Origin of the sequence: Streptomyces sp. TM32, from assembly GCF_004122755.1 — a bacterium.
GTDB lineage: Bacteria > Actinomycetota > Actinomycetes > Streptomycetales > Streptomycetaceae > Streptomyces > Streptomyces sioyaensis.
Genome location: NZ_SDIG01000134.1, coordinates 1 through 18,968 on the forward strand (window position 1 = coordinate 1; position 18,968 = coordinate 18,968).

Sequence of the window (18,968 nt, forward strand, 5' to 3'; positions counted from 1 at the left end):
CAGTACGACTACCCGGCGGCGTCCCGGCTGCTGATCACCGCGGACGCCGGAGGCTCCAACAGCTACCGCTACCGGGTATGGAAAGCCGAACTGGCTGCGTTCGCCGCCGAGGCTGTCCCCGTACTCGTCTGAGTGCACCACCGAGTACGGATGAGAGGGCTCTGTCGCTGATCTTGTGATGTGGCTGGTCAGGTTCGTAGGAGGATTCGGGTGCGGAGGAGGTCGAGTTTGGCTCGGCCGTATCCGGCCCGTTTGAGTAGTTTCACCCTTGTGACCTGGCCTTCTACCTGGACAGAACTCCAGGAACTGGAGAGGCCGGCGGTGACCGCGTCGAGATCGTGCAGGAGTCCGTTGGCGAACTGGCTCAGGTGCGGCAAGTCGTCTTGATCAACACTCGCGATCCACGCGGGTAGGTCTTCGCCGCGGTGCTCGTGCATCAGGCCGGCGAACGCGCGGACGTGATCGACGGTGGCATCGAGCTCGGGGCAGGCCGCGCGGATCTCCTTGATACCGACGGCCTCGTCGGGCCGCAGGCGTTCGGGATGCGTCATGATCCAGCGCAGGGCTCGACGGGGCTTGGGCAGCGCCGGCAGCGGAGGTGTCGTCACCATGCCTTCCCGCAGGAGACGGACGTAGCGGCGGACCGCCGTCCGTTCACCCGGGAAGCCCTGGTCACGGACTTCGCGGAAGAGCTGTCTGGCGTTGTGGCAGCCCTCGGTGAAGCGCCGGTAGATGTAGGGCTTGTAGTCGTCCAGTTTCGTCCGGCGCTGAGTGACCTTGACCAGCAGCTCCTCGACGTTCTCCGTCCGTGCGTAGCGGCGGACCGAGTAGTAGTCGAGGTCCAGGTCGCGGCTGATGCCACATAAGGACCGGCCTGCGGCGCGGAGTTTGTGGACGGCACGATGCCGCTCGCGGATCGTGGCGACGATGCGGCGGGTCCGGCCATGGACATCCAGGAAGCCGTCCGGCACTGGAGGCGGATTCGGTTCGTTGGCGACAGCGGCGGCTTCATGGGCGGAGCGCAAGCAACCGTAGTGGGCGGCGACCGTCTTCTCGGCGGCCTTCGCCAGGTTGCTCCACAGATGCCACACGTCTGCGACCTGGACCGCCTGCGGAGCGGCCTGCTTGGCGGCCTCCGCGTAGGCCGTGGCGCGGTCCCGGCACACGATCTGAACCTCGGGATGGTCGGCGAGCCAGCGGGCCACCGGCTCGGCTTCCCGGCCGGGCAGGACGTCGATCGGCCGTCGGGCTTCGAGGTCGACCAGGACTGTGGCGTAGGTATGCCCCTTGAGCAGGGCGAACTCATCGATTCCGAGAACTCGGACCGGCTCCGGTGATTGGAGTGGAACGGCCCGAAGGAGTCGTAGGAGGGTGTCCTTGGCAACCGTCATGCCGAGTCTTCCGGCGAGCCTGGCTCCGGGTCTACCGGCCAGGACTTCGGCGATACGGCTCAACTGGCCACGCAGAACCGGGGTGTAGCGGGCGTGCGGGCCGGTCAGTCCTGGTATTTGCTCCGCGAACGTCACTGCCGGGCAGTCGGCCGCCAGGCACTTGAACCGCCGTATGAGCAGCACAATCACCACCGGCACTCCACCCAACGGAACGTCCCTCAGGCGTCGTTCGTACCGTCCGTGGACCCGGAGGGAACGCTCCTCGCAGCGTGGGCACCGCGCCGACGACGTACGCGAACGTGTACGTAACACGACACCTTCCTCCGACCTCTGAACCGACTCGATCACTACGGCCGACAGATGCGGCAATACCTTCTGCAACCCATCTGAACCACACACCCGCACCAACGATCAATCGAACGCTGCGTCACAAGATCAGCGACAGAGCCCTTATCTCCGTACTCGGTGGTGCACTCAGACGAGTACGGGGACAGCCTCGGCGGCGAACGCAGCCAGTTCGGCTTTCCATACCCGGTAGCGGTAGCTGTTGGAGCCTCCGGCGTCCGCGGTGATCAGCAGCCGGGACGCCGCCGGGTAGTCGTACTGGCCGCGGGCCTGCCACCAGCGTCGGATGGACGAGGCGGCGAACGTGGCGGTGTTGTGGTCGGTGCCGACGTTCACCCAGCCGGTGTTCGTGGTCATGTCGTAGATCCCGTACGGGATGACGGACTGGACGTGCGGGCCGGCGAAGAAGCTGTGGTCCTCGACTTCGACGGGCCGTCCGGCCGGCCGCCATTCCTGTCCGGGCATCGGCAGCTGCCCGATCTGTTCCTTCTTCTTCGCGTCCACGCTGATCACAGGCTCGCCCGCCGCCTGGTGTCCCTTGACCTGCTCGTTGATATAGCGGAACTGCGCGTCCCGGTCCGGGTTTTGATCGCCTTCCAGGGTCTTGGCGGTGCCCTGCAGGCTGAACCCGTGTTCCTTGAGCAGCCGGCCCACCGTGGGAGCGGTCACGCGGTGCCCTTGCCGGGACAGCTCTGCGGCCAGGTGCCGCAGCGACTTCGTTGTCCAGCGCAGCGGCGACATCGGATCACCGCGCTCGTCGGGTTCGACCAGCGCCATCAGCGCCGGAACCAGCTCAGGATCGATCTCCTCGGCCCGCATCCGCCCGCCGCCAGGGCGCCGGACACGTCCCTCGGGCAGCGGATCGACCCCAGCCTCGAGTTCGAACACACCCTTGCGGACCGTCGTCTCGCTGACCTCGGCTATGCGTGCAACCACACCGACGCCTCCATGCCCGAGCAGCCGGGCCTCGGTCGCCAGCGCCAGACGCCGCTGACGCTCGTTCAGGTGCGGGAGCAGAACGTCGAAACGCCTCGCCAACTGGCCGCGGACCTCGTCGGATATGCACATACCACAGCAACGAGCTCGACCCCGCGAAGCAACGCGTTGTTCTTTGACGGCTTCGGTGAACGATGCATGTCTGGACGACAGTTCGGGGCCAGACTGTCTCGACGGCGTCGGGCAGGCCCTTCAGCCCGTCGCAGACGAGCATGAGGACGTCCTCAATGCCGCGATTCTTCAGCTCGGTGAAGACCTGGAGCCAGTGCTTGGCGCCCTCGCCGCCGTCACCGGCCCAGATGCCGAGGATGTCGCGGGTGCCCTCGACGGTGACGGCCATCGCGACGTAGGGGCGACCTTGCCATCGCGGATCTTCACGTTGATCGCATCCACGAAGACGACCGGATAGACCCGATCGAGCGGCCGGGCCTGCCATTCCGCCATGCCCTCCATCACCGCGTCGGTGATCGTGGAGATGGTCTGCTTGGACACCTCCGCGCCGTACACCTCGGCCAGATGAGCCGATATCTCCCCGTGTGTGAGTCCCTTCGCGGACAGCGACAGCACCATTTCATCCACGCCGGTCAGCCGGCGCTGCCGCTTCTTCACGAGCTGCGGCTCGAAGGTGCCGACGGTGTCCCGGGGCACCTTCACCTCGACCGGGCCCACATCGGTCAGCACGGTCTTCGAACGGGTGCCGTTCCGGGAGTTGCCGCTGTTGCGACCTACTGCGTCGTGCTTGTCATAGCCGACGTGATCGGTGATCTCGCCCTCCAGGGCGGACTCCAGCACCCGCTTGGTCAACTGCTGCAGTAGCCCTCCCTCGCCGGTCAGCTGCAGCCCGTCGGAACGGGCCCGGTCGACCAACATCGAGATCAACTGCTCGTCCGACACCGCCTCCGCGGCCGACTCGACGACCGGCTCCTCCACCGTCTCGTGCTCGCTGACGGTCTCGCTCATTTCAGGCGTCTCCTTGATCATCAGATCCGCCGTCTATTGGACACTCCCCCGTCGCGAGGCGAGCTGGGAGCCGGAAGCCCGAGGTGCGGCCGATCAGGTGAGATTGCCGGGCTGGCGGAGCCAGTGGGGCAGGCGTGCGGTGTTGGACCGGGCGCTGGTGAGCATCTCCTCGGCTTCAGCCAACACCGCGGTCAGATGCTTCCGGTGCTCGGCCCTGAGGTTGAGGCGGGCCTCCAGAAGGATCATTAGTGCGCGGGCGGCATCGGCTCATGCCTCAATTAGCGGATCAGCCTGCGGCGCTTGCTCGCGCAGGTCTCGCAATGCGACAGCGATGTTGGAGATCTGCCAGTACCGCAGCTGTGGCACGGCATCGAGCCGGTCATCACCCTCTTCCATTGCCACGATCGTGAGTTTGCTCAGCGACGCCAGCTCATCGTCCGCGCCAGCCTCGGCCAATGCTCTCTGTGCCTCACGCGCGGCTTTCGTCGCTCGGGCTTGCGCTGCCGTCGCCAGACATGCCGTGCTGAACAGTTCCGTGGCCTTCGGGCCCTGGGGCATGTAAGTGGTCGGAGTCCCGCCGAGCACCTTCACGATCCGCGCGAGATCGGGAACCTTAGGAACAAGGTACCGCTTGCCCGAATATTCCATAACTTGCGTGAGTCTACGTATCGCTGCACACGCCTTCCCGTCGACAGGCGGGATGGGTGGGATCTGGCAGTGTGGGAGCCGGTCGCTGCGGCTGTTGCGCCGATGCGAGACCATGGCCGTTCGCAGCGTCGCCCGCCCCATTGCCGTGCCTCGGGGTGGAGGGCCTCATGGTTTGCATGTTGTCGTATGCGGATGGGGTAGAACCGCGTAATTTCTGGGTTCTCGCCGGGGCGTGTTTGCCGTTGCAATGCCACCCACTCCGTGCTGACGTGTCAGCACGCGAGCCCGATCGAGAGCGATCGAGAGCGATGCAGGACGACGGAAACCGGCCCTAATGTCCGATTCTCCGGCGTTTCCGCAGGTCAGGGAGGTAACGATTTCGGGTTCGAATCCCGTTGGGGGCACGCATCACCGTGTGGGAGACTGGTTCGCGCCGGTTTCGCACAATGCAAGGTCCTGTGGAGCAGTTTGGAGTGCTCGCCACCCTGTCAAGGTGGAGGCCGCGGGTTCAAATCCCGTCAGGACCGCTGCGGCTGGGTAGCTCAGTTGGTACGAGCGATCGCCTGAAAAGCGATAGGTCGCCGGTTCGACCCCGGCCCCAGCCACACCTTTTGGAAGTGGGCCCCGATTCCTCGAATCGGGGCCCACTTCATTTCCGCCCGGTCCCGCCGCGTTCGCTCGACGGCTGCCAGAAGATCAGCCGGGCACCACCGCTGATCACCGCCGTCGCCCCCAGGCCCAGCGCCATCCGCAGCAGCCGCACGTCTCCGTCCCAGTCGTGCGGCGCGCCGAAGACGAGCCAGGCGGCGAAGGCGATACCCGCGGCCATCAGGGCCGCGCCGGCCACTCGTCGTGATCCGTTGTCCATGCGGTCATCCTCACGCACCCGCGAAAGCGCCGGAAACCCGTTTTTGCGGTGGCCCCCGCACCGGCCCGGTGCCGGTGTGCCGCCCTGCGCGGGCAAATGGTTCGCCAGTCGTTTACGCGAGGTGAGATCCTGGGGGACGTATGTCCAGTCAGCCTGCCTCCGCCCTGCCCGACGGCACCGCTCCCACCCTGCCCGAGCTGCTGAAGCGTCTTCCCGAGCTGATGCTGCGCGATCAGCAGCGGCTGGGGCGCCGACTCGACGGCGCGCGCCGGATCCGTAAGCCCGAAGCCCGGGCGGCCGTGCTCGCCGAGATCGCCGGCGGTGTCGACGAGGCGGAGCTGCGGGTGGCCCGGCGCCGTGCCGCGGTGCCCGGGATCACGTACCCCGAAGAGCTGCCGGTCAGCCAGAAGAAGGACGAGATCCTCGCCGCGATCCGCGACCACCAGGTCGTGATCGTCGCCGGCGAGACCGGCTCCGGCAAGACGACGCAGATCCCCAAGATCTGCCTGGAGCTCGGCCGGGGCGTCCGGGGCCTGATCGGGCACACCCAGCCGCGCCGGATCGCGGCCCGTACGGTCGCCGAGCGGGTGGCCGAGGAGCTGAAGACCCCGCTGGGTGAGGCGGTCGGCTGGAAGGTCCGCTTCACCGACCAGGTCGGCGGCGACACCCTGGTCAAGCTGATGACGGACGGCATTCTGCTCGCCGAGATCCAGACGGACCGGGAGCTGCGCCAGTACGACACGATCATCATCGACGAGGCGCACGAGCGCAGCCTCAACATCGACTTCATTCTCGGCTATCTGGCCCAGCTGCTGCCCCGGCGCCCGGACCTCAAGCTCGTGATCACCTCCGCGACCATCGACCCGGAGCGGTTCGCGCGGCACTTCGGTACCTTCGCCGCCGTGCAGGCGTCGGACCGTCCGGGCGCCGCACAGGCCCCGGGCGCCGCGGAGGCTGCCGGGGACGGCGCCGGGGCGACGCCGAGTGCGCCGATCGTCGAGGTCTCCGGCCGTACGTATCCGGTGGAGGTGCGCTACCGCCCGCTGCTGGAGGAGGGCGGCCAGGCTGCGAACAATCTGGAGGGCGACCGCGACCAGATCACCGCGATCTGCGACGCCGTGGACGAGCTGCGGGCCGAGGGGCCCGGCGACATCCTGGTCTTTCTCTCCGGCGAGCGGGAGATCCGCGACACCGCGGACGCGCTCAACAAGGCGCTCAACCGGGCGGGCGGCCACGTCGCCGACAGCACCGAGGTCCTCCCCCTGTACGCGCGGCTGTCGCACGCCGAGCAGCACCGCGTCTTCCAGCGGCACACGGGCAGACGCATCGTGCTGGCCACGAACGTCGCCGAGACCTCGCTGACCGTCCCCGGCATCCGGTACGTCATCGACCCGGGTATGGCCCGGATCTCCCGCTACAGCTATCGCACCAAGGTCCAGCGGCTGCCCATCGAGCCGATCTCGCAGGCCAGCGCCAATCAGCGCAAGGGCCGCTGCGGCCGTACCAGCGACGGCATCTGCATCCGTCTCTACTCCGAGGACGACTTCCTCTCCCGCCCCGAGTTCACCGACGCGGAGATCCTCCGGACGAACCTCGCCTCCGTCATCCTCCAGATGACCGCGGCCGGCCTCGGTGACATCGAGAAGTTCCCCTTCATCGACCCGCCGGACCGTCGCAACATCAAGGACGGCGTCGATCTGCTGAGTGAGCTCGGCGCGCTCGACACCAAGCAGAAGGACCCCAAGAAGCGGCTGACGCCGATGGGCCGCAAGCTCGCCCAGCTGCCGGTCGACCCGCGGCTGGCGCGGATGGTCCTGGAGGCGGACCGCAACGGCTGCGTCCGCGAAGTCATGGTCATCGCGGCGGCGCTGTCCATCCAGGACCCGCGCGAGCGGCCCGCCGACAAGCAGCAGCAGGCCGATCAGCAGCACGCCCGCTTCAAGGACGAGAGCTCCGACTTCCTCGCCTTCCTCAACCTCTGGCGCTATGTCCGCGAGCAGCAGCGGGAGCTGTCCTCCTCCGCCTTCCGCCGGATGTGCCGCGGCGAGTTCCTGAACTACCTGCGGATACGCGAGTGGCAGGACATCTACTCGCAGCTGCGGTCGGTCGCCAAGACCATGGGCATCCACCTCAGCGAGGAGGACGCGGCGCCGGACCACATCCACACCTCCCTGCTTTCTGGTTTGCTTTCGCATATCGGCCTCAAGGACACCGACGCCAAGAACGAGTATCTGGGCGCCCGCAGCGCCAAGTTCGCGGTGTTCCCCGGCTCCGCGCTCTTCAAGAAGGCGCCGCGCTGGGTGATGTCGGCGGAGCTGGTCGAGACGTCCCGCCTGTGGGCGCGGGTGAACGCGAAGATCGAGCCGGAATGGATCGAACCGCTCGCCCAGCATCTGGTGAAGCGGACCTACAGCGAGCCGCACTGGGAACAGAAGATGGCCGCGGTGATGGCCTACGAGCGGGTGACGCTCTACGGCGTCCCGATCGTCGCCCAGCGCAAGATCGCCTACGGCCGGATCGACCCGGAGACCTCGCGCGATCTGTTCATCCGCAACGCCCTGGTCGAGGGCGACTGGCGCACCCACCACCAGTTCTTCCATGACAACCGCAAACTCCTCGGCGAGGTAGAGGAGTTGGAGCACCGCGCCCGGCGCCGCGACATTCTCGTGGACGACGAGACGCTCTTCGACTTCTACGACCAGCGCCTCCCGGCCGACGTGGTCTCCGGGGCGCACTTCGACGCCTGGTGGAAGAAGAAGCACCGGGAAGAGCCGGAGCTGCTGAACTTCGAGCACTCGATGCTCATCAACGAATCCGCCGAGGCCGTCACGAAGGACGACTATCCGGATTCCTGGCGGCAGGGAAAGCTGAAGTTCAAGGTCACCTACCAGTTCGAGCCGGGCGCGGACGCGGACGGCGTGACCGTCCACATCCCCCTCCAGGTCCTCAACCAGGTCTCCGCCGAGGGCTTCGACTGGCAGATCCCGGGCCTGCGCGAGCAGTTGGTGACGGAGCTGATCCGGTCGCTGCCCAAGCCGATCCGGCGCAATTACGTCCCCGCGCCGAACTTCGCGGCCCGCTTCCTGGACTCCACCGTGCCCTTGCAGGGCGCCCTGACGACCTCTCTGGCGGCCGGTCTCCAGCGCATGGTGGGCGTACCGGTCGAGGCCGCGGACTTCGACACGGGCAAGATTCCCGACCACCTCAAGATCACCTTCCGGGTGGTCGACGAGCGGCGCCGCAAGCTCGCCGAGGCCAAGGACCTGGAGGCGTTGCGGCTGAAGCTCAAGCCGAAGACCCGGGCGGCCATCTCCAAGGCCTTCGAGCAGGCCGCCGAGCGGCCCGCCGGGGACCGCACGGGCGGCGCGGGTGACGGCCGGCCGGCCGGCCCCGAGCAGCGCACCGGCCTGACGTCCTGGACGATCGGCACGCTGCCCCGCACCTTCGAGACCCGCCGCGCCGGCCAGCCGCTCAAGGCGTACCCGGCGCTGGTGGACGAGGGCAGCAGCGTCGCCGTACGCCTCTTCGACACCGAGGCCGAGCAGCTCACCGCGATGTGGGCGGGCACCCGCCGGCTCATCCTGCTCAACATCCCCACCAACCCGGCCAAGTTCGCCCAGGACAAGCTGAGCAATCAGCAGAAGCTGGCGCTGTCCCGTAATCCGCACGGCTCCATCGCGGCGCTCTTCGAGGACTGCGTGACGGCCGCCGCCGACCGCCTGATCGCGGCCCGGGGCGGCCCGGCGTGGGACGAGGAGTCCTTCCGGAAGCTCTTCGACGCGGTCCGCGCCGACCTGGTGGACGTCACCCTGAGGACCATCCAGCAGGTGCAGGAGGTGCTGGCCGCCTGGCAGGCCTGCGAGCGCCGGCTGAAGGAGACGACCTTCCCCTCCCTGCTTCCGTCGCTCACGGACATCAAGGAGCAGCTGGCGGCGCTGATCGGACCGGGCTTCGTGACGGCGCACGGCGCCAAGCGGCTGCCGGACCTGATGCGCTATCTGGTGGCCGTCGACCGCCGTCTGCAGCAGCTGCCCACCAACGCCGAGCGGGACCGCACCCGCATGGCGAAGGTGAAGGAGATGCAGGACGAATACGCCTGGCTGCTGGAGCAGTTCCCGCAGGGCCGCCCGGTGCCGGCGGCGGCCCGGGAGATCCGCTGGATGATCGAGGAGCTCCGGGTGAGCTACTTCGCCCACGCCCTGGGGACCGCGTATCCGGTCTCCGACAAGCGCATCGTGAAGGCGGTGGACGCCGCCGCGCCGTAGGAACCAGGGCCACCGGTATCGAGTTCGACCGCACCCCCTGACCTGCTGTACAGTCTTGCTTCGCAGCCCGCCGCAAGCGGAAAGCACACGCAAGGTCCTGTGGAGCAGTTTGGAGTGCTCGCCACCCTGTCAAGGTGGAGGCCGCGGGTTCAAATCCCGTCAGGACCGCATTTTTACGGCCCGCACCTCTTCGGTGCGGGCCGTTCTGCTGTCCGGCCCCGGTCGCTGAGCCCGTCGCGCCGACCACCCTCGGACACGGCACATTCCGTCAGGAGCCCCCTCCGCGGCCCGCGTCGCCTCCGGTGCGGGCCGCGTCGCCGTCCGGCCCCTGCACCCTTCGGACCGCGGGCCGTACCTCCGTCCACCTCTCCCGGGACACGAGCCGTAGTGCTACCCCCTCTCCCCCTCCCCGCCCGATGCGCTCCGTAGCCGGTTTGCGGCCCGCTGTATTGACGGCGGCACGTACCGCCGGTACCCACGGAGGAAGGGTGCGGGGGCAGGGAGGGGTCTGTGATGAGCACAGCGGTACGGCACGAGACCAGGGCGCTGCTGCGGGCCCACCTGGCAGCCGCCACGGGCTACCGCCATCTGACGCGGCACTGCCCCATCTGCCACCAGCTGCTACGGCTCGCCATGGAGCCGCACACGGGCCGCTCCGGGCCTCCGGCGCCCGGGTCCGCCCCCGAACCGTCCCCGGCCCCGTGCGAGCCGCCGGCAGCCGAGGACGAAAGTCCCGCGGCCCGGTGACCAATTGCCGCGTGCCTCGCCGGCCGCGCGCTGCCAGGCTGTGAAGCGTGGCGGGTGCCGTTCTCTATCGCAGCGGACGTATCGCCTTCAAGCGCGGCGTAGTGTGACGGGTGTCACCGAACAAGTTTGGCGAGATGCGGAACTTACCGCCGCCCTACAACCAGTCAATTTAATATGTGCAATTGCACCACCCAGGAACGGGCCCCGAACGGGGACGCCAAGTCCGCGCGGAAAGGCCCTCGCAGGACCCGTGAAGGCACCCTGACCGGCGTCCGGGAGGTCGTCGGCGCCAGGCCGGCCCGAGCGCCCTGACGGGCCCTGGAGTGGACGCAGGCAAAAAAATCGCGCTGGACCCGGCGGAGTCCAGCGCGATCGATGACGTACCCAGGTGGAGCGGGTGTGGGGCCCGTTGGGGCAGGCGCCGCGTCATATGGAGCTATGTGAAGCATGGTGGTGCAAAGTAGGCATTTTCGGGTTGGGGGCCCCGAAAACGACCTGGTTATGCGGTTATTCAGGCCTCGCTGCGCTGCTGCGGAATGCCCGCGAGCAGTGCGCGGACCTCAGCCTCGCGGTAACGCCGGTGTCCACCGAGCGTACGGATGGACGTGAGCTTGCCTGCCTTGGCCCAGCGGGTCACCGTCTTCGGGTCCACACGGAACATCGTGGCGACCTCGGCGGGGGTAAGCAGCGGCTCGGCGTCAGGGGTGCGAGCGGTCATGAGCGGCCTCCTCGGGAGAACCGAACCATCACGGTTCTTTCCTCTAAATTCTGCACCTTGACCCACGTTGCCCGAAATGGCGGACGCGGGCCGAGTCGGTTATAGGACGAACGGCTTGTCCTCGGCACTACAACTACACCATCTGTCCAGCCACGTCGGCCAAACCGATGGAATTGCCCTCTCAGGTGTTCAACCTCGGCGGATGCCGATGGACCGTGCCATAGCGGACAGTCACACGACCGTGACGATCAGTCACAACGTGCTCAGCCGCCACGAGACCCCTCAAGGAACGCAATACCGATCTATCCGCCCTTAGTTGGACGGAAGGAGCCCAGGTCGGGCTCCTTGTCCTATTTTGGCACGAGGGTATGGCTTGGGAGCAAGACCCGAAGTCAGTGCTTTAGGTCACGCTTGCGGCAATCGCCCGGATAAGGACCTACGTCCTTTACCGCCCCACCACCGGTAAGCGTACGCAGCGCTTCCGCATCGTGAACCTCTGGACGTCCGCCCCTCAGCTGGAGAACTGCCGCTCGCGCACCGCCCGCCACCGCTGAGAGAGTTTCTCGTACGCGGCACCGGCCCGCTCACCGTCCCCGTCGCGCAGCGCCGCCAGCCCCTCCGCCACCTCGGCGGCGGAATGGTCCTCGGCGAGCTGCCCCTCGGGCACCGCGTGCACCAGCCCTCCGTAGTCCAGCTCCACGAGCGAACGCGGGTGGAACTCTTCAAGCCAGCGCCCCACATCTACCAGGCCCGCGATCAGCGGCCCCTCTTCCAGCGCGTCCCGCAGCGTACGCAGCGCTCGCGCGACCCGGCGTCTGGCCTGCACCATCGGCGTCCGGTAACGCATCACGGGCGCCTGGTCACTCTTCGCGTACTCCCGCTCGCCGTCGTCGAAGAGCACGAACCAGCGGACCGGGACGTGCCAGGTCGCCCCGCGGATCCAGGGCCGGGCGTCCGGGTTGCGCTCGCGCCACCGCTCGTAGTCGGTGGCCGCCTGGAGCCGGACCACCGGGGGCAGCGCCGCATCCAGCACCGACGCCGGCAACAACTCGGGCAACTCCTCCAGGGCCTGCCAGCCGCGCAGCCGGGTGCGCCACGGGCACACGCACGTCACCTCGTCCACGACGGCGACGAAGGCGTCCGCGCTCTCGTGGACCGGCACCGGCACCGGCGGGGTCGGCAGCAGATCGGCCAGCGCCCGGCGCTGCTCGTCCTGGGCGGTCGGGGTGTCCTCCCGCTTGGCATAGCGCGCCCAGTGAGAGCGTTCCGGCTCGGGGAATGCAGCCAACGGCTCATAGACCCGTAGATATGCCATGTACGGGACCTTCACCGACGACGCCAGGGCCACGCCCGCTCCTTCAAAGGGGGAGTCCGCCGCCGGGAGCTCCCGAAGGCCCCCGCCGGCCTGCGATACGACCAGATCGTCCCACGCCCGTCCCCCGGGAGAGGGTGATCCTCGGCACCCGACGGATCAACCGGCCCGGCAGGTCTTACGCTCTTGTCAACCGGCCCTCTCCACCCCCACGAGGGCATCCCTCGCGACCTATGGGAGTCACCACAGTGACTGACGTACGTCCGGCCCCCGCCGGCACCGACGGCGGCGTTCTGCACACCCTGTTCCGAACGGAGCAGGGGGGCCATGAGCAGGTCGTTCTCTGCCAGGACCGCGCCAGCGGCCTCAAGGCCGTGATCGCCATCCACAGCACCGCTCTGGGCCCCGCCCTCGGCGGCACCCGCTTCCATGCCTACGCCTCCGAGGAGGAGGCCGTGCTGGACGCCCTCAACCTGTCGCGCGGCATGTCCTACAAGAACGCGCTCGCCGGACTGGACCACGGCGGCGGCAAGGCCGTGATCATCGGTGACCCCGATCTGGTCAAGACCGAGGAACTCCTGCTCGCCTACGGCCGGTTCGTCGCCTCCCTCGGGGGCCGCTACGTCACGGCCTGCGACGTCGGCACCTACGTCGCCGACATGGACGTCGTGGCCCGGACGAACAAGTGGACCACCGGCCGCTCCCCCGCCAACGGCGGCGCCGGCGACTCCTCCGTCCTGACCGCCTACGGCGTCTTCCAGGGCATGCGCGCCTCGGCCCAGCACGCCTGGGGCGACCCGACGCTGCGCGGCCGCAAGGTGGGCATCGCCGGCGTCGGCAAGGTCGGCCACCTCCTGGTGGAGCACCTCCTCCAGGACGGCGCCGAGGTCGTGATCACGGACGTGCGCAGCGACTGCGTCGACCGGGTGCGCGCCGCGCATCCGCAGGTCACCGCCGTCGCCGACACCGAGGAACTGATCCGCACCGAGGGCCTGGACGTCTATGCGCCGTGCGCGCTGGGCGGTGCGCTCAGCGATGAGTCGGTGCCGGTGCTGACCGCGACGGTGGTGTGCGGTGCCGCCAACAACCAGCTCGCGCACCCCGGCGTCGAGAAGGACCTGTCCGACCGCGGCATCCTCTACGCCCCCGATTACGTCGTGAACTCCGGCGGCGTCATCCAGGTGGCCGACGAGCTGCACGGCTTCGACTTCGACCGCTGCAAGACCAAGGCGGCGAAGATTTTCGACACCACGCTCGCGATATTCGCGCGTGCGAAGGCCGACGGCATTCCGCCCGCCGCGGCCGCCGACCGTCTGGCCGAGCAGCGGATGGCGGAGGCGCGGCGGCGCGCCTGACCGAGCAGGAACGGCCGGGACGGCCGGAAAGACAGCCTTGCGCGACCCGCCGCGGGCGGTCGGGGGAGACATCCCTCACCACCCGTCGGCGGGTCGCCGGACAGGACAGGTTAAAATCGCAGTTGACCAGCGGGGACGGGGCACCTTGCAGGTCGTGCCGAGCGGCGGGTGATGCGGGCGACGTACCGTATGGCCGCGGAAGCAGGTACCGTTAAAGCCCTACGGGCCGGTCTCTCTGTCGAGAGCCCGCTCTGATCCATGAACGCGTGTCAAGACTCTGGGGCCATCGAGCCCCGTCATTGAGGGGGTCGACCCATGGGGCGCGGCCGGGCCAAGGCCAAGCAGACAAAGGTCGCCCGCCAGCTGAAGTACAGCAGCGGTGGGACGGATCTCTCACGACTGGCCGACGAGCTGGGTGCAACACCGTCGAACCAGCAGCCTCCGAACGCAGAGCCGTTCGAGGAGGACGAGGACGACGACCCGTACGCACGGTACGCAGAGCTGTACAACGACGACGATGAGGACGAGGGCGACTCGTCCGAGCAGCGTCGGCGCGCCTGACGCTCTGCGCTCGCGGCACCCGCTACAGCATCGCGGACCCGGTCCTGGGCATTGCCCGGACCGGGTTCTGTGCTGCCCGGATGACGGCGGGTGGGACGTCCGCTGCGCACCGTATGACGACGGGTGCGGGCGCCGCACCGGTGGTTGCCGGTGCGGGCGCCGGCCCGGTCGGGCTGCTCAGCTCGCGTAGTCACCGGTCAGGGTCACTGCTTCTGCGTGGTCACCGCGGTCCACGATCTCGCCGCTGACCCAGGCGTCCACCCCGCGGTCGGCGAGCGTGGTCAGGGCGGCCTGCACCGACTCCTGCGGGACGACGGCGATCATGCCGACGCCCATGTTCAGGGTCTTCTCCAGCTCCAGGCGCTCGACCGCACCGGCCGAGCCGACCAGGTCGAAGACCGGGCCCGGCGTCCAGGTGCCGCGGTCGACCGTGGCGTGCAGACCGTCCGGGATCACGCGGGCGAGGTTGTTGGCGAGGCCGCCGCCGGTGATGTGCGAGAAGGCGTGCACCTCGGTCGTGCGGGTCAGCGCCAGACAGTCCAGCGAGTAGATCTTGGTGGGCTCCAGGAGCTCCTCGCCGAGTGTGCGGCCGAACTCCGGGATCTCCCGGTCCAGGGCCATTCCCGCACGGTCGAACAGGACGTGGCGGACCAGCGAGTACCCGTTCGAGTGAAGCCCGGAGGACGCCATGGCGATCACCGCGTCGCCCGTACGGATGCGATCCGCGCCCAGGACCCGGTCGGCCTCGACGACGCCCGTGCCGGCACCGGCGACATCGAACTCGTCCGCACCCAGCAGCCCCGGGTGCTCCGCGGTCTCGCCGCCGACCAGCGCGCAGCCGGCGAGCACACAGCCCTCGGCGATGCCCTTGACGATCGCGGCGACCCGCTCGGGGTAGACCTTGCCGACGCAGATGTAGTCGGTCATGAACAGCGGTTCGGCGCCGCAGACGACCAGGTCGTCGACGACCATGCCGACGAGGTCGTGGCCGATGCTGTCGTAGACGCCCATCTTGCGGGCGATGTCGACCTTGGTGCCTACGCCGTCGGTCGCCGAGGCGAGCAGCGGACGCTCGTACCGCTTGAGGACGGAGGCGTCGAAGAGGCCGGCAAAACCGCCCAGGCCGCCGACGACCTCGGGGCGGGTGGCCTTCTTCACCCACTCCTTCATGAGGTCCACGGCGCGGTCGCCGGCTTCGATGTCGACGCCCGCGGCTGCGTAGCTGGCACCGGAGGATTCAGCGGACATGGCTGAGAACTTTCCTGTCGTGTGTGGACGAGCTCTACGGGCGACGCAGCGCATCGGCGCCGCCGACCCCGGCGGTGAGCGTCTGGACGCCGTCCACATCGGACTTCGTCCGGCTCGCGGTCTCCGATTCCAGGAGGTGCTTGCCCAGCAGATCCGGGTCGGGCAGCTCCATCGGGTACTCGCCGTCGAAGCAGGCGCGGCACAGATTCGGCTTGGCGATCGTGGTCGCCTCGATCATGCCGTCGATGGAGATGTACGCGAGGGAGTCGGCGCCCAGGGACTTGCCGATCTCCTCGACCGACAGCCCGTTGGCGATCAGCTCGGCGCGGGTGGCGAAGTCGATGCCGAAGAAGCACGGCCACTTGATCGGCGGGGAGGAGATCCGGATGTGGACCTCGGCCGCGCCGGCCTCGCGGAGCATCCGTACGAGCGCGCGCTGGGTGTTGCCGCGGACGATCGAGTCGTCGACGACCACCAGGCGCTTGCCGCGGATGACTTCCTTGAGGGGGTTGAGCTTGAGGCGGATGCCGAGCTGGCGGATGGTCTGCGAGGGCTGGATGAAGGTCCGGCCGACGTAGGAGTTCTTGACCAGGCCCGAGCCGTAGGGGATGCCGCTGGCCTCGGCGTACCCGACGGCGGCCGGGGTGCCGGACTCCGGAGTCGCTATCACCAGGTCGGCGTCGGCGGGTGCCTCGGCGGCGAGCTTGCGGCCCATCTCCACCCGGGAGAGGTACACGTTGCGGCCGGCGATGTCGGTGTCCGGGCGGGCGAGGTAGACGTACTCGAAGACACAGCCCTTGGGGCGGGCCTCGGCGAAGCGGCTGCTGCGCAGGCCGTTCTCGTCGATGGCGACCATCTCGCCGGGCTCGATCTCGCGGATGAAGCTGGCGCCGCAGATGTCCAGGGCGGCCGTCTCGGAGGCCACCACCCACCCGCGCTCCAGGCGGCCCAGGACCAGCGGGCGGATGCCCTGCGGGTCGCGGGCGGCGTAGAGCGTGTGCTCGTCCATGAAGCAGAGCGAGAAGGCGCCCATGACCTTCGGCAGGACGCGCGGGGCGGCCTCCTCGACGGTCAGCGGCTTGCCGTCCTCGCCGACCTGGCCGGCCAGCAGGGCCGTCACCAGGTCGGTGTCGTTGGTGGCCGCGACCTGGGTCGCCCGGCCGCCCTCACGGGGCAGCGCAGCGACAAGGTCCGCCAGCTGGGCGGTGTTGACCAGGTTGCCGTTGTGGCCGAGCGCGATGGAGCCGTGCGCGGTGGCACGGAACGTCGGCTGGGCGTTCTCCCACACCGAGGCACCGGTGGTGGAGTAGCGGGCATGGCCCACGGCGATGTGGCCCTGCAGGGAGCCGAGCGAGGTCTCGTCGAAGACCTGGGAGACCAGGCCCATGTCCTTGAAAACGAGGATCTGGGAGCCGTTGCTCACCGCGATGCCCGCGGACTCCTGTCCACGGTGCTGCAGCGCATACAGCCCGAAATAGGTGAGTTTGGCGACCTCTTCACCCGGAGCCCAGACACCGAAGACGCCGCAAGCGTCCTGGGGGCCCTTCTCGCCGGGGAGCAGGTCGTGGCTGAGTCGTCCGTCACCACGTGGCACGGCACCGAGTCTAGGGCAGGTCGCGGATTCATCCGAACCGGGGATGGCTCGGGATCTGGACGAGTGCATGAACCAGGGGCCGCTCGCCGTGACGTGCCCACGCCTCGCAGGGGGCGGCCCGCCGCCCCGGCGCCCCCCGGATCCCTTGGCTCACCTGGTGCCCGGCCGGGGCCCGGGACGCGGAGCGACGGCCGGGTGGAGCATGCGGCCGCGGGGACGCGGCCCGCTCCGTGTGAGATGCGCGACGCCCCGCGACCGCCGCCGCTGCGGGCACCGGACCCTCGCCCCCGCCCGGCGCCGAGCCCGCCTCGTCAGCTCAGCAGGGGCAGATATCCGCCGATATCGGACCGCTCGCCGCTGGCGCTGACGGTCGCCGCGTCCCGCGCCTCGGCCCAGGACGTACGGCCGCTGGCGAGCCGGATCCAGGTCAGCGGGTCGGTCTCGACGACGTTCGGCGGGGTGCCGCGGGTGTGCTTGGGGCCCGCCACGCACTGCACCACGGCGAACGGCGGAATCCGCAGCTCCACCGACCCGCCGGGCGCCCGGTCCGCCAGGACGTCGGCCAGCAGGCGGGTGGTGGCGGCCAGCGCCTGGCGGTCGAGGGGGATCTCCTGGCCGGTCGCCGCCGCCAGGTCGTCGGAGTGCACGACGAGTTCGACACAGCGGGTGACCAGGATGTCGGCCAGCGTCATCGCGCCGGGCCGGGAGGGCAGCGGCCGGTCGTCGGGCTCCGGCAGGACGACCTCGGCGAACTCCGCCGCGGTGCGCGCCAGCAGCTCCACGGGATCGTGGGCGGCGGCCAGCGCGCGGGTGCGCTCGTCGATGTCCGAGGCGAGCGGGGCGGCCGCCGACGGCCACTCCAGCAGGGTGGCCGCCGCCCGCGGCGGAACCGGCTGCGCCAGGCCGCGCGCCACGCTGCCGATCGTCAACGACAGATGCGCCACCAGCTCACGCACCGTCCAGTCGCCGAGCCGGGTCGGCAGCGCCAATTGGCCGGGCGACAGCGCGTTTACGGCCTCCTGGACGTGAGCGAGCTGGGCCGTGACGGCGGCGCGGGTCTTCTTCGGGTCGTACCGGCGCGGGCGCGGCTTCCGGGCGGCAGGAGGCATGTGCGTCACCCTACGAGGCGCCACTGACAGTCGCGCCGGGATTCCGGCGGCGGGCGCGTACGCACCCGTACCGGGTGGCCAACCCCTCGTGATCCCGGGCGGGTTCGGTGCCGGGCAACCGGCAGGTCGGGCAGCCGGGCGGCATGCGCGCGGCGCCGGCCGGGTGCGCCAGGACGTCAGCGGTCCTCGGTTCAGGTACGGGGAAACGCCGACGGCCCCTCCCCGTAGTGGGACGCTGTTGGCGAATTGCGGGGCATGCGTGACGTCGGTCTCCAAGACCTGGTTGTGGTCTTGGAGACCGACGTTTGTGTTTGGGGTGGGGTTCGGGTGTCGATGGAGCCGCTGGTGCCGGGGGAAGTTCCGGCGGAGACGGTGCGGGTGGCACGGGCGGCGTTTCCGAAGGGCAGTCTGGCCATCAGGGTGCGGGACGAGCTGGGCGTGATGTTCACGGACGAGCACTTCTCGGGTCTGTTCCCAGCGCGGGGGAAACGTGCCTGGTCACCGGGTCGGCTAGCCCTGGTATTGGTGTTGCAGTTCGTGGAGAACCTCACCGACCGGCAGGCCGCCGAGGCGGTGCGGGCCCGGATCGACTGGAAGTACGCGCTCGGGCTGGAGCTGACTGATCCCGGCTTCGACTACTCGGTGCTCTGCGAGTTTCGGGACCGGCTGATCGGCGCCGAGGGCGGGCGCGAAGTCCTGGACGGCATCCTGACCGCAGCCCGGGAGCGAGGACTGGTGGCCGGCGGCGGGAGAGCACGGACCGACTCAACCCACGTGCTGTCGGCGGTGCGCGCGCTGAATCAGCTGGAGCTGGTGTCCGAGTGCCTGCGGTCAGCCCTCAACGCGGTGGC

General features: G+C 69.1%; 14 protein-coding genes, 3 tRNA genes and 3 pseudogenes. 9 read left to right on the top strand and 11 right to left on the bottom strand.

The annotated features are described in order from the left end of the window. Positions 1-108, top strand: a pseudogene (locus EST92_RS24115) (hypothetical protein); the annotation flags it as partial. A gap of 80 nt (positions 109-188) precedes the next feature. Here EST92_RS24115 and EST92_RS24120 read toward each other — a convergent pair. From EST92_RS24120 to EST92_RS24135, 5 genes and pseudogenes are all read right to left on the bottom strand, one after another. Next, on the bottom strand, positions 189-1,796 hold the full coding sequence (locus EST92_RS24120) for an ISL3 family transposase (protein WP_343283808.1): 1,608 nt from the start codon (positions 1,794-1,796) through the stop codon (positions 189-191). A gap of 90 nt (positions 1,797-1,886) precedes the next feature. Then, positions 1,887-2,804, bottom strand: a pseudogene (locus EST92_RS24125) (ISAzo13 family transposase); the annotation flags it as partial. 55 nt (positions 2,805-2,859) lie between these two features. After that, a pseudogene (locus tag EST92_RS24130) lies at positions 2,860-3,602 on the bottom strand (IS256 family transposase); the annotation flags it as partial. 183 nt (positions 3,603-3,785) lie between these two features. Next, positions 3,786-3,938 (bottom strand): hypothetical protein, encoded by a 153-nt coding sequence (locus EST92_RS31230; RefSeq protein WP_154073993.1) that lies wholly within the window; start codon positions 3,936-3,938, stop codon positions 3,786-3,788. Between the two features lie 21 nt (positions 3,939-3,959). Next, positions 3,960-4,340, bottom strand: a complete 381-nt coding sequence (locus EST92_RS24135; RefSeq protein ID WP_129282906.1) for a hypothetical protein — start codon at positions 4,338-4,340, stop codon at positions 3,960-3,962. A 452-nt stretch (positions 4,341-4,792) separates the two neighbouring features. Here EST92_RS24135 and EST92_RS24140 point away from each other — a divergent pair. Both EST92_RS24140 and EST92_RS24145 read left to right on the top strand, forming a co-directional pair. Then, a tRNA-Asp gene (locus tag EST92_RS24140) sits at positions 4,793-4,867 on the top strand. A gap of 4 nt (positions 4,868-4,871) precedes the next feature. Further along, a tRNA-Phe gene (locus EST92_RS24145) sits at positions 4,872-4,945 on the top strand. 44 nt (positions 4,946-4,989) lie between these two features. Here EST92_RS24145 and EST92_RS24150 read toward each other — a convergent pair. Continuing rightward, positions 4,990-5,208 carry a hypothetical protein gene (locus EST92_RS24150; protein ID WP_254068982.1) on the bottom strand — a complete coding sequence of 73 codons (219 nt, stop codon included), beginning with the start codon at positions 5,206-5,208 and terminating at the stop codon, positions 4,990-4,992. Between the two features lie 140 nt (positions 5,209-5,348). On the opposite strand from EST92_RS24150, the gene hrpA reads away from it, so the two are divergent. From hrpA to EST92_RS24165, 3 genes are all read left to right on the top strand, one after another. Beyond that, entirely contained in the window at positions 5,349-9,473 is a 4,125-nt protein-coding gene (gene hrpA, locus EST92_RS24155) for an ATP-dependent RNA helicase HrpA (protein ID WP_129282907.1), read from the top strand. A gap of 93 nt (positions 9,474-9,566) precedes the next feature. Beyond that, positions 9,567-9,641, top strand: a tRNA-Asp gene (locus EST92_RS24160). Between the two features lie 345 nt (positions 9,642-9,986). Beyond that, positions 9,987-10,220 (top strand): DUF6274 family protein, encoded by a 234-nt coding sequence (locus EST92_RS24165; protein WP_129247869.1) that lies wholly within the window; start codon positions 9,987-9,989, stop codon positions 10,218-10,220. Positions 10,221-10,731: 511 nt separating this feature from the next. Here EST92_RS24165 and bldC read toward each other — a convergent pair. Continuing rightward, a complete protein-coding gene (bldC, locus tag EST92_RS24170) occupies positions 10,732-10,938 on the bottom strand; it encodes a developmental transcriptional regulator BldC (RefSeq protein WP_003949541.1) in 207 nt (68 codons plus the stop codon). A gap of 511 nt (positions 10,939-11,449) precedes the next feature. Continuing rightward, a complete protein-coding gene (locus EST92_RS24175; RefSeq protein ID WP_129282908.1) occupies positions 11,450-12,286 on the bottom strand; it encodes a hypothetical protein in 837 nt (278 codons plus the stop codon). A 197-nt stretch (positions 12,287-12,483) separates the two neighbouring features. Here EST92_RS24175 and EST92_RS24180 point away from each other — a divergent pair, with 197 nt between their 5' ends. Then, positions 12,484-13,605 (top strand): Glu/Leu/Phe/Val dehydrogenase dimerization domain-containing protein, encoded by a 1,122-nt coding sequence (locus EST92_RS24180; RefSeq protein ID WP_129282909.1) that lies wholly within the window; start codon positions 12,484-12,486, stop codon positions 13,603-13,605. 315 nt (positions 13,606-13,920) lie between these two features. Then, on the top strand, positions 13,921-14,166 hold the full coding sequence (locus EST92_RS24185; protein WP_129282910.1) for a DUF3073 domain-containing protein: 246 nt from the start codon (positions 13,921-13,923) through the stop codon (positions 14,164-14,166). A gap of 177 nt (positions 14,167-14,343) precedes the next feature. Here EST92_RS24185 and purM read toward each other — a convergent pair whose 3' ends face one another. The 3 genes from purM to EST92_RS24200 form a co-directional block, all read right to left on the bottom strand. Then, a complete protein-coding gene (purM, locus tag EST92_RS24190; protein WP_006604678.1) occupies positions 14,344-15,414 on the bottom strand; it encodes a phosphoribosylformylglycinamidine cyclo-ligase in 1,071 nt (356 codons plus the stop codon). A gap of 34 nt (positions 15,415-15,448) precedes the next feature. Beyond that, a complete protein-coding gene (gene purF / locus EST92_RS24195; protein ID WP_129282911.1) occupies positions 15,449-17,008 on the bottom strand; it encodes an amidophosphoribosyltransferase in 1,560 nt (519 codons plus the stop codon). 311 nt (positions 17,009-17,319) lie between these two features. Then, on the bottom strand, positions 17,320-18,117 hold the full coding sequence (locus tag EST92_RS24200; RefSeq protein WP_129282912.1) for a maleylpyruvate isomerase family mycothiol-dependent enzyme: 798 nt from the start codon (positions 18,115-18,117) through the stop codon (positions 17,320-17,322). 327 nt (positions 18,118-18,444) lie between these two features. On the opposite strand from EST92_RS24200, the gene EST92_RS24205 reads away from it, so the two are divergent. Continuing rightward, positions 18,445-18,968, top strand: a 524-nt coding sequence (locus EST92_RS24205; protein ID WP_135789061.1) for a transposase, incomplete at its 3' end; no start/stop codon positions are given.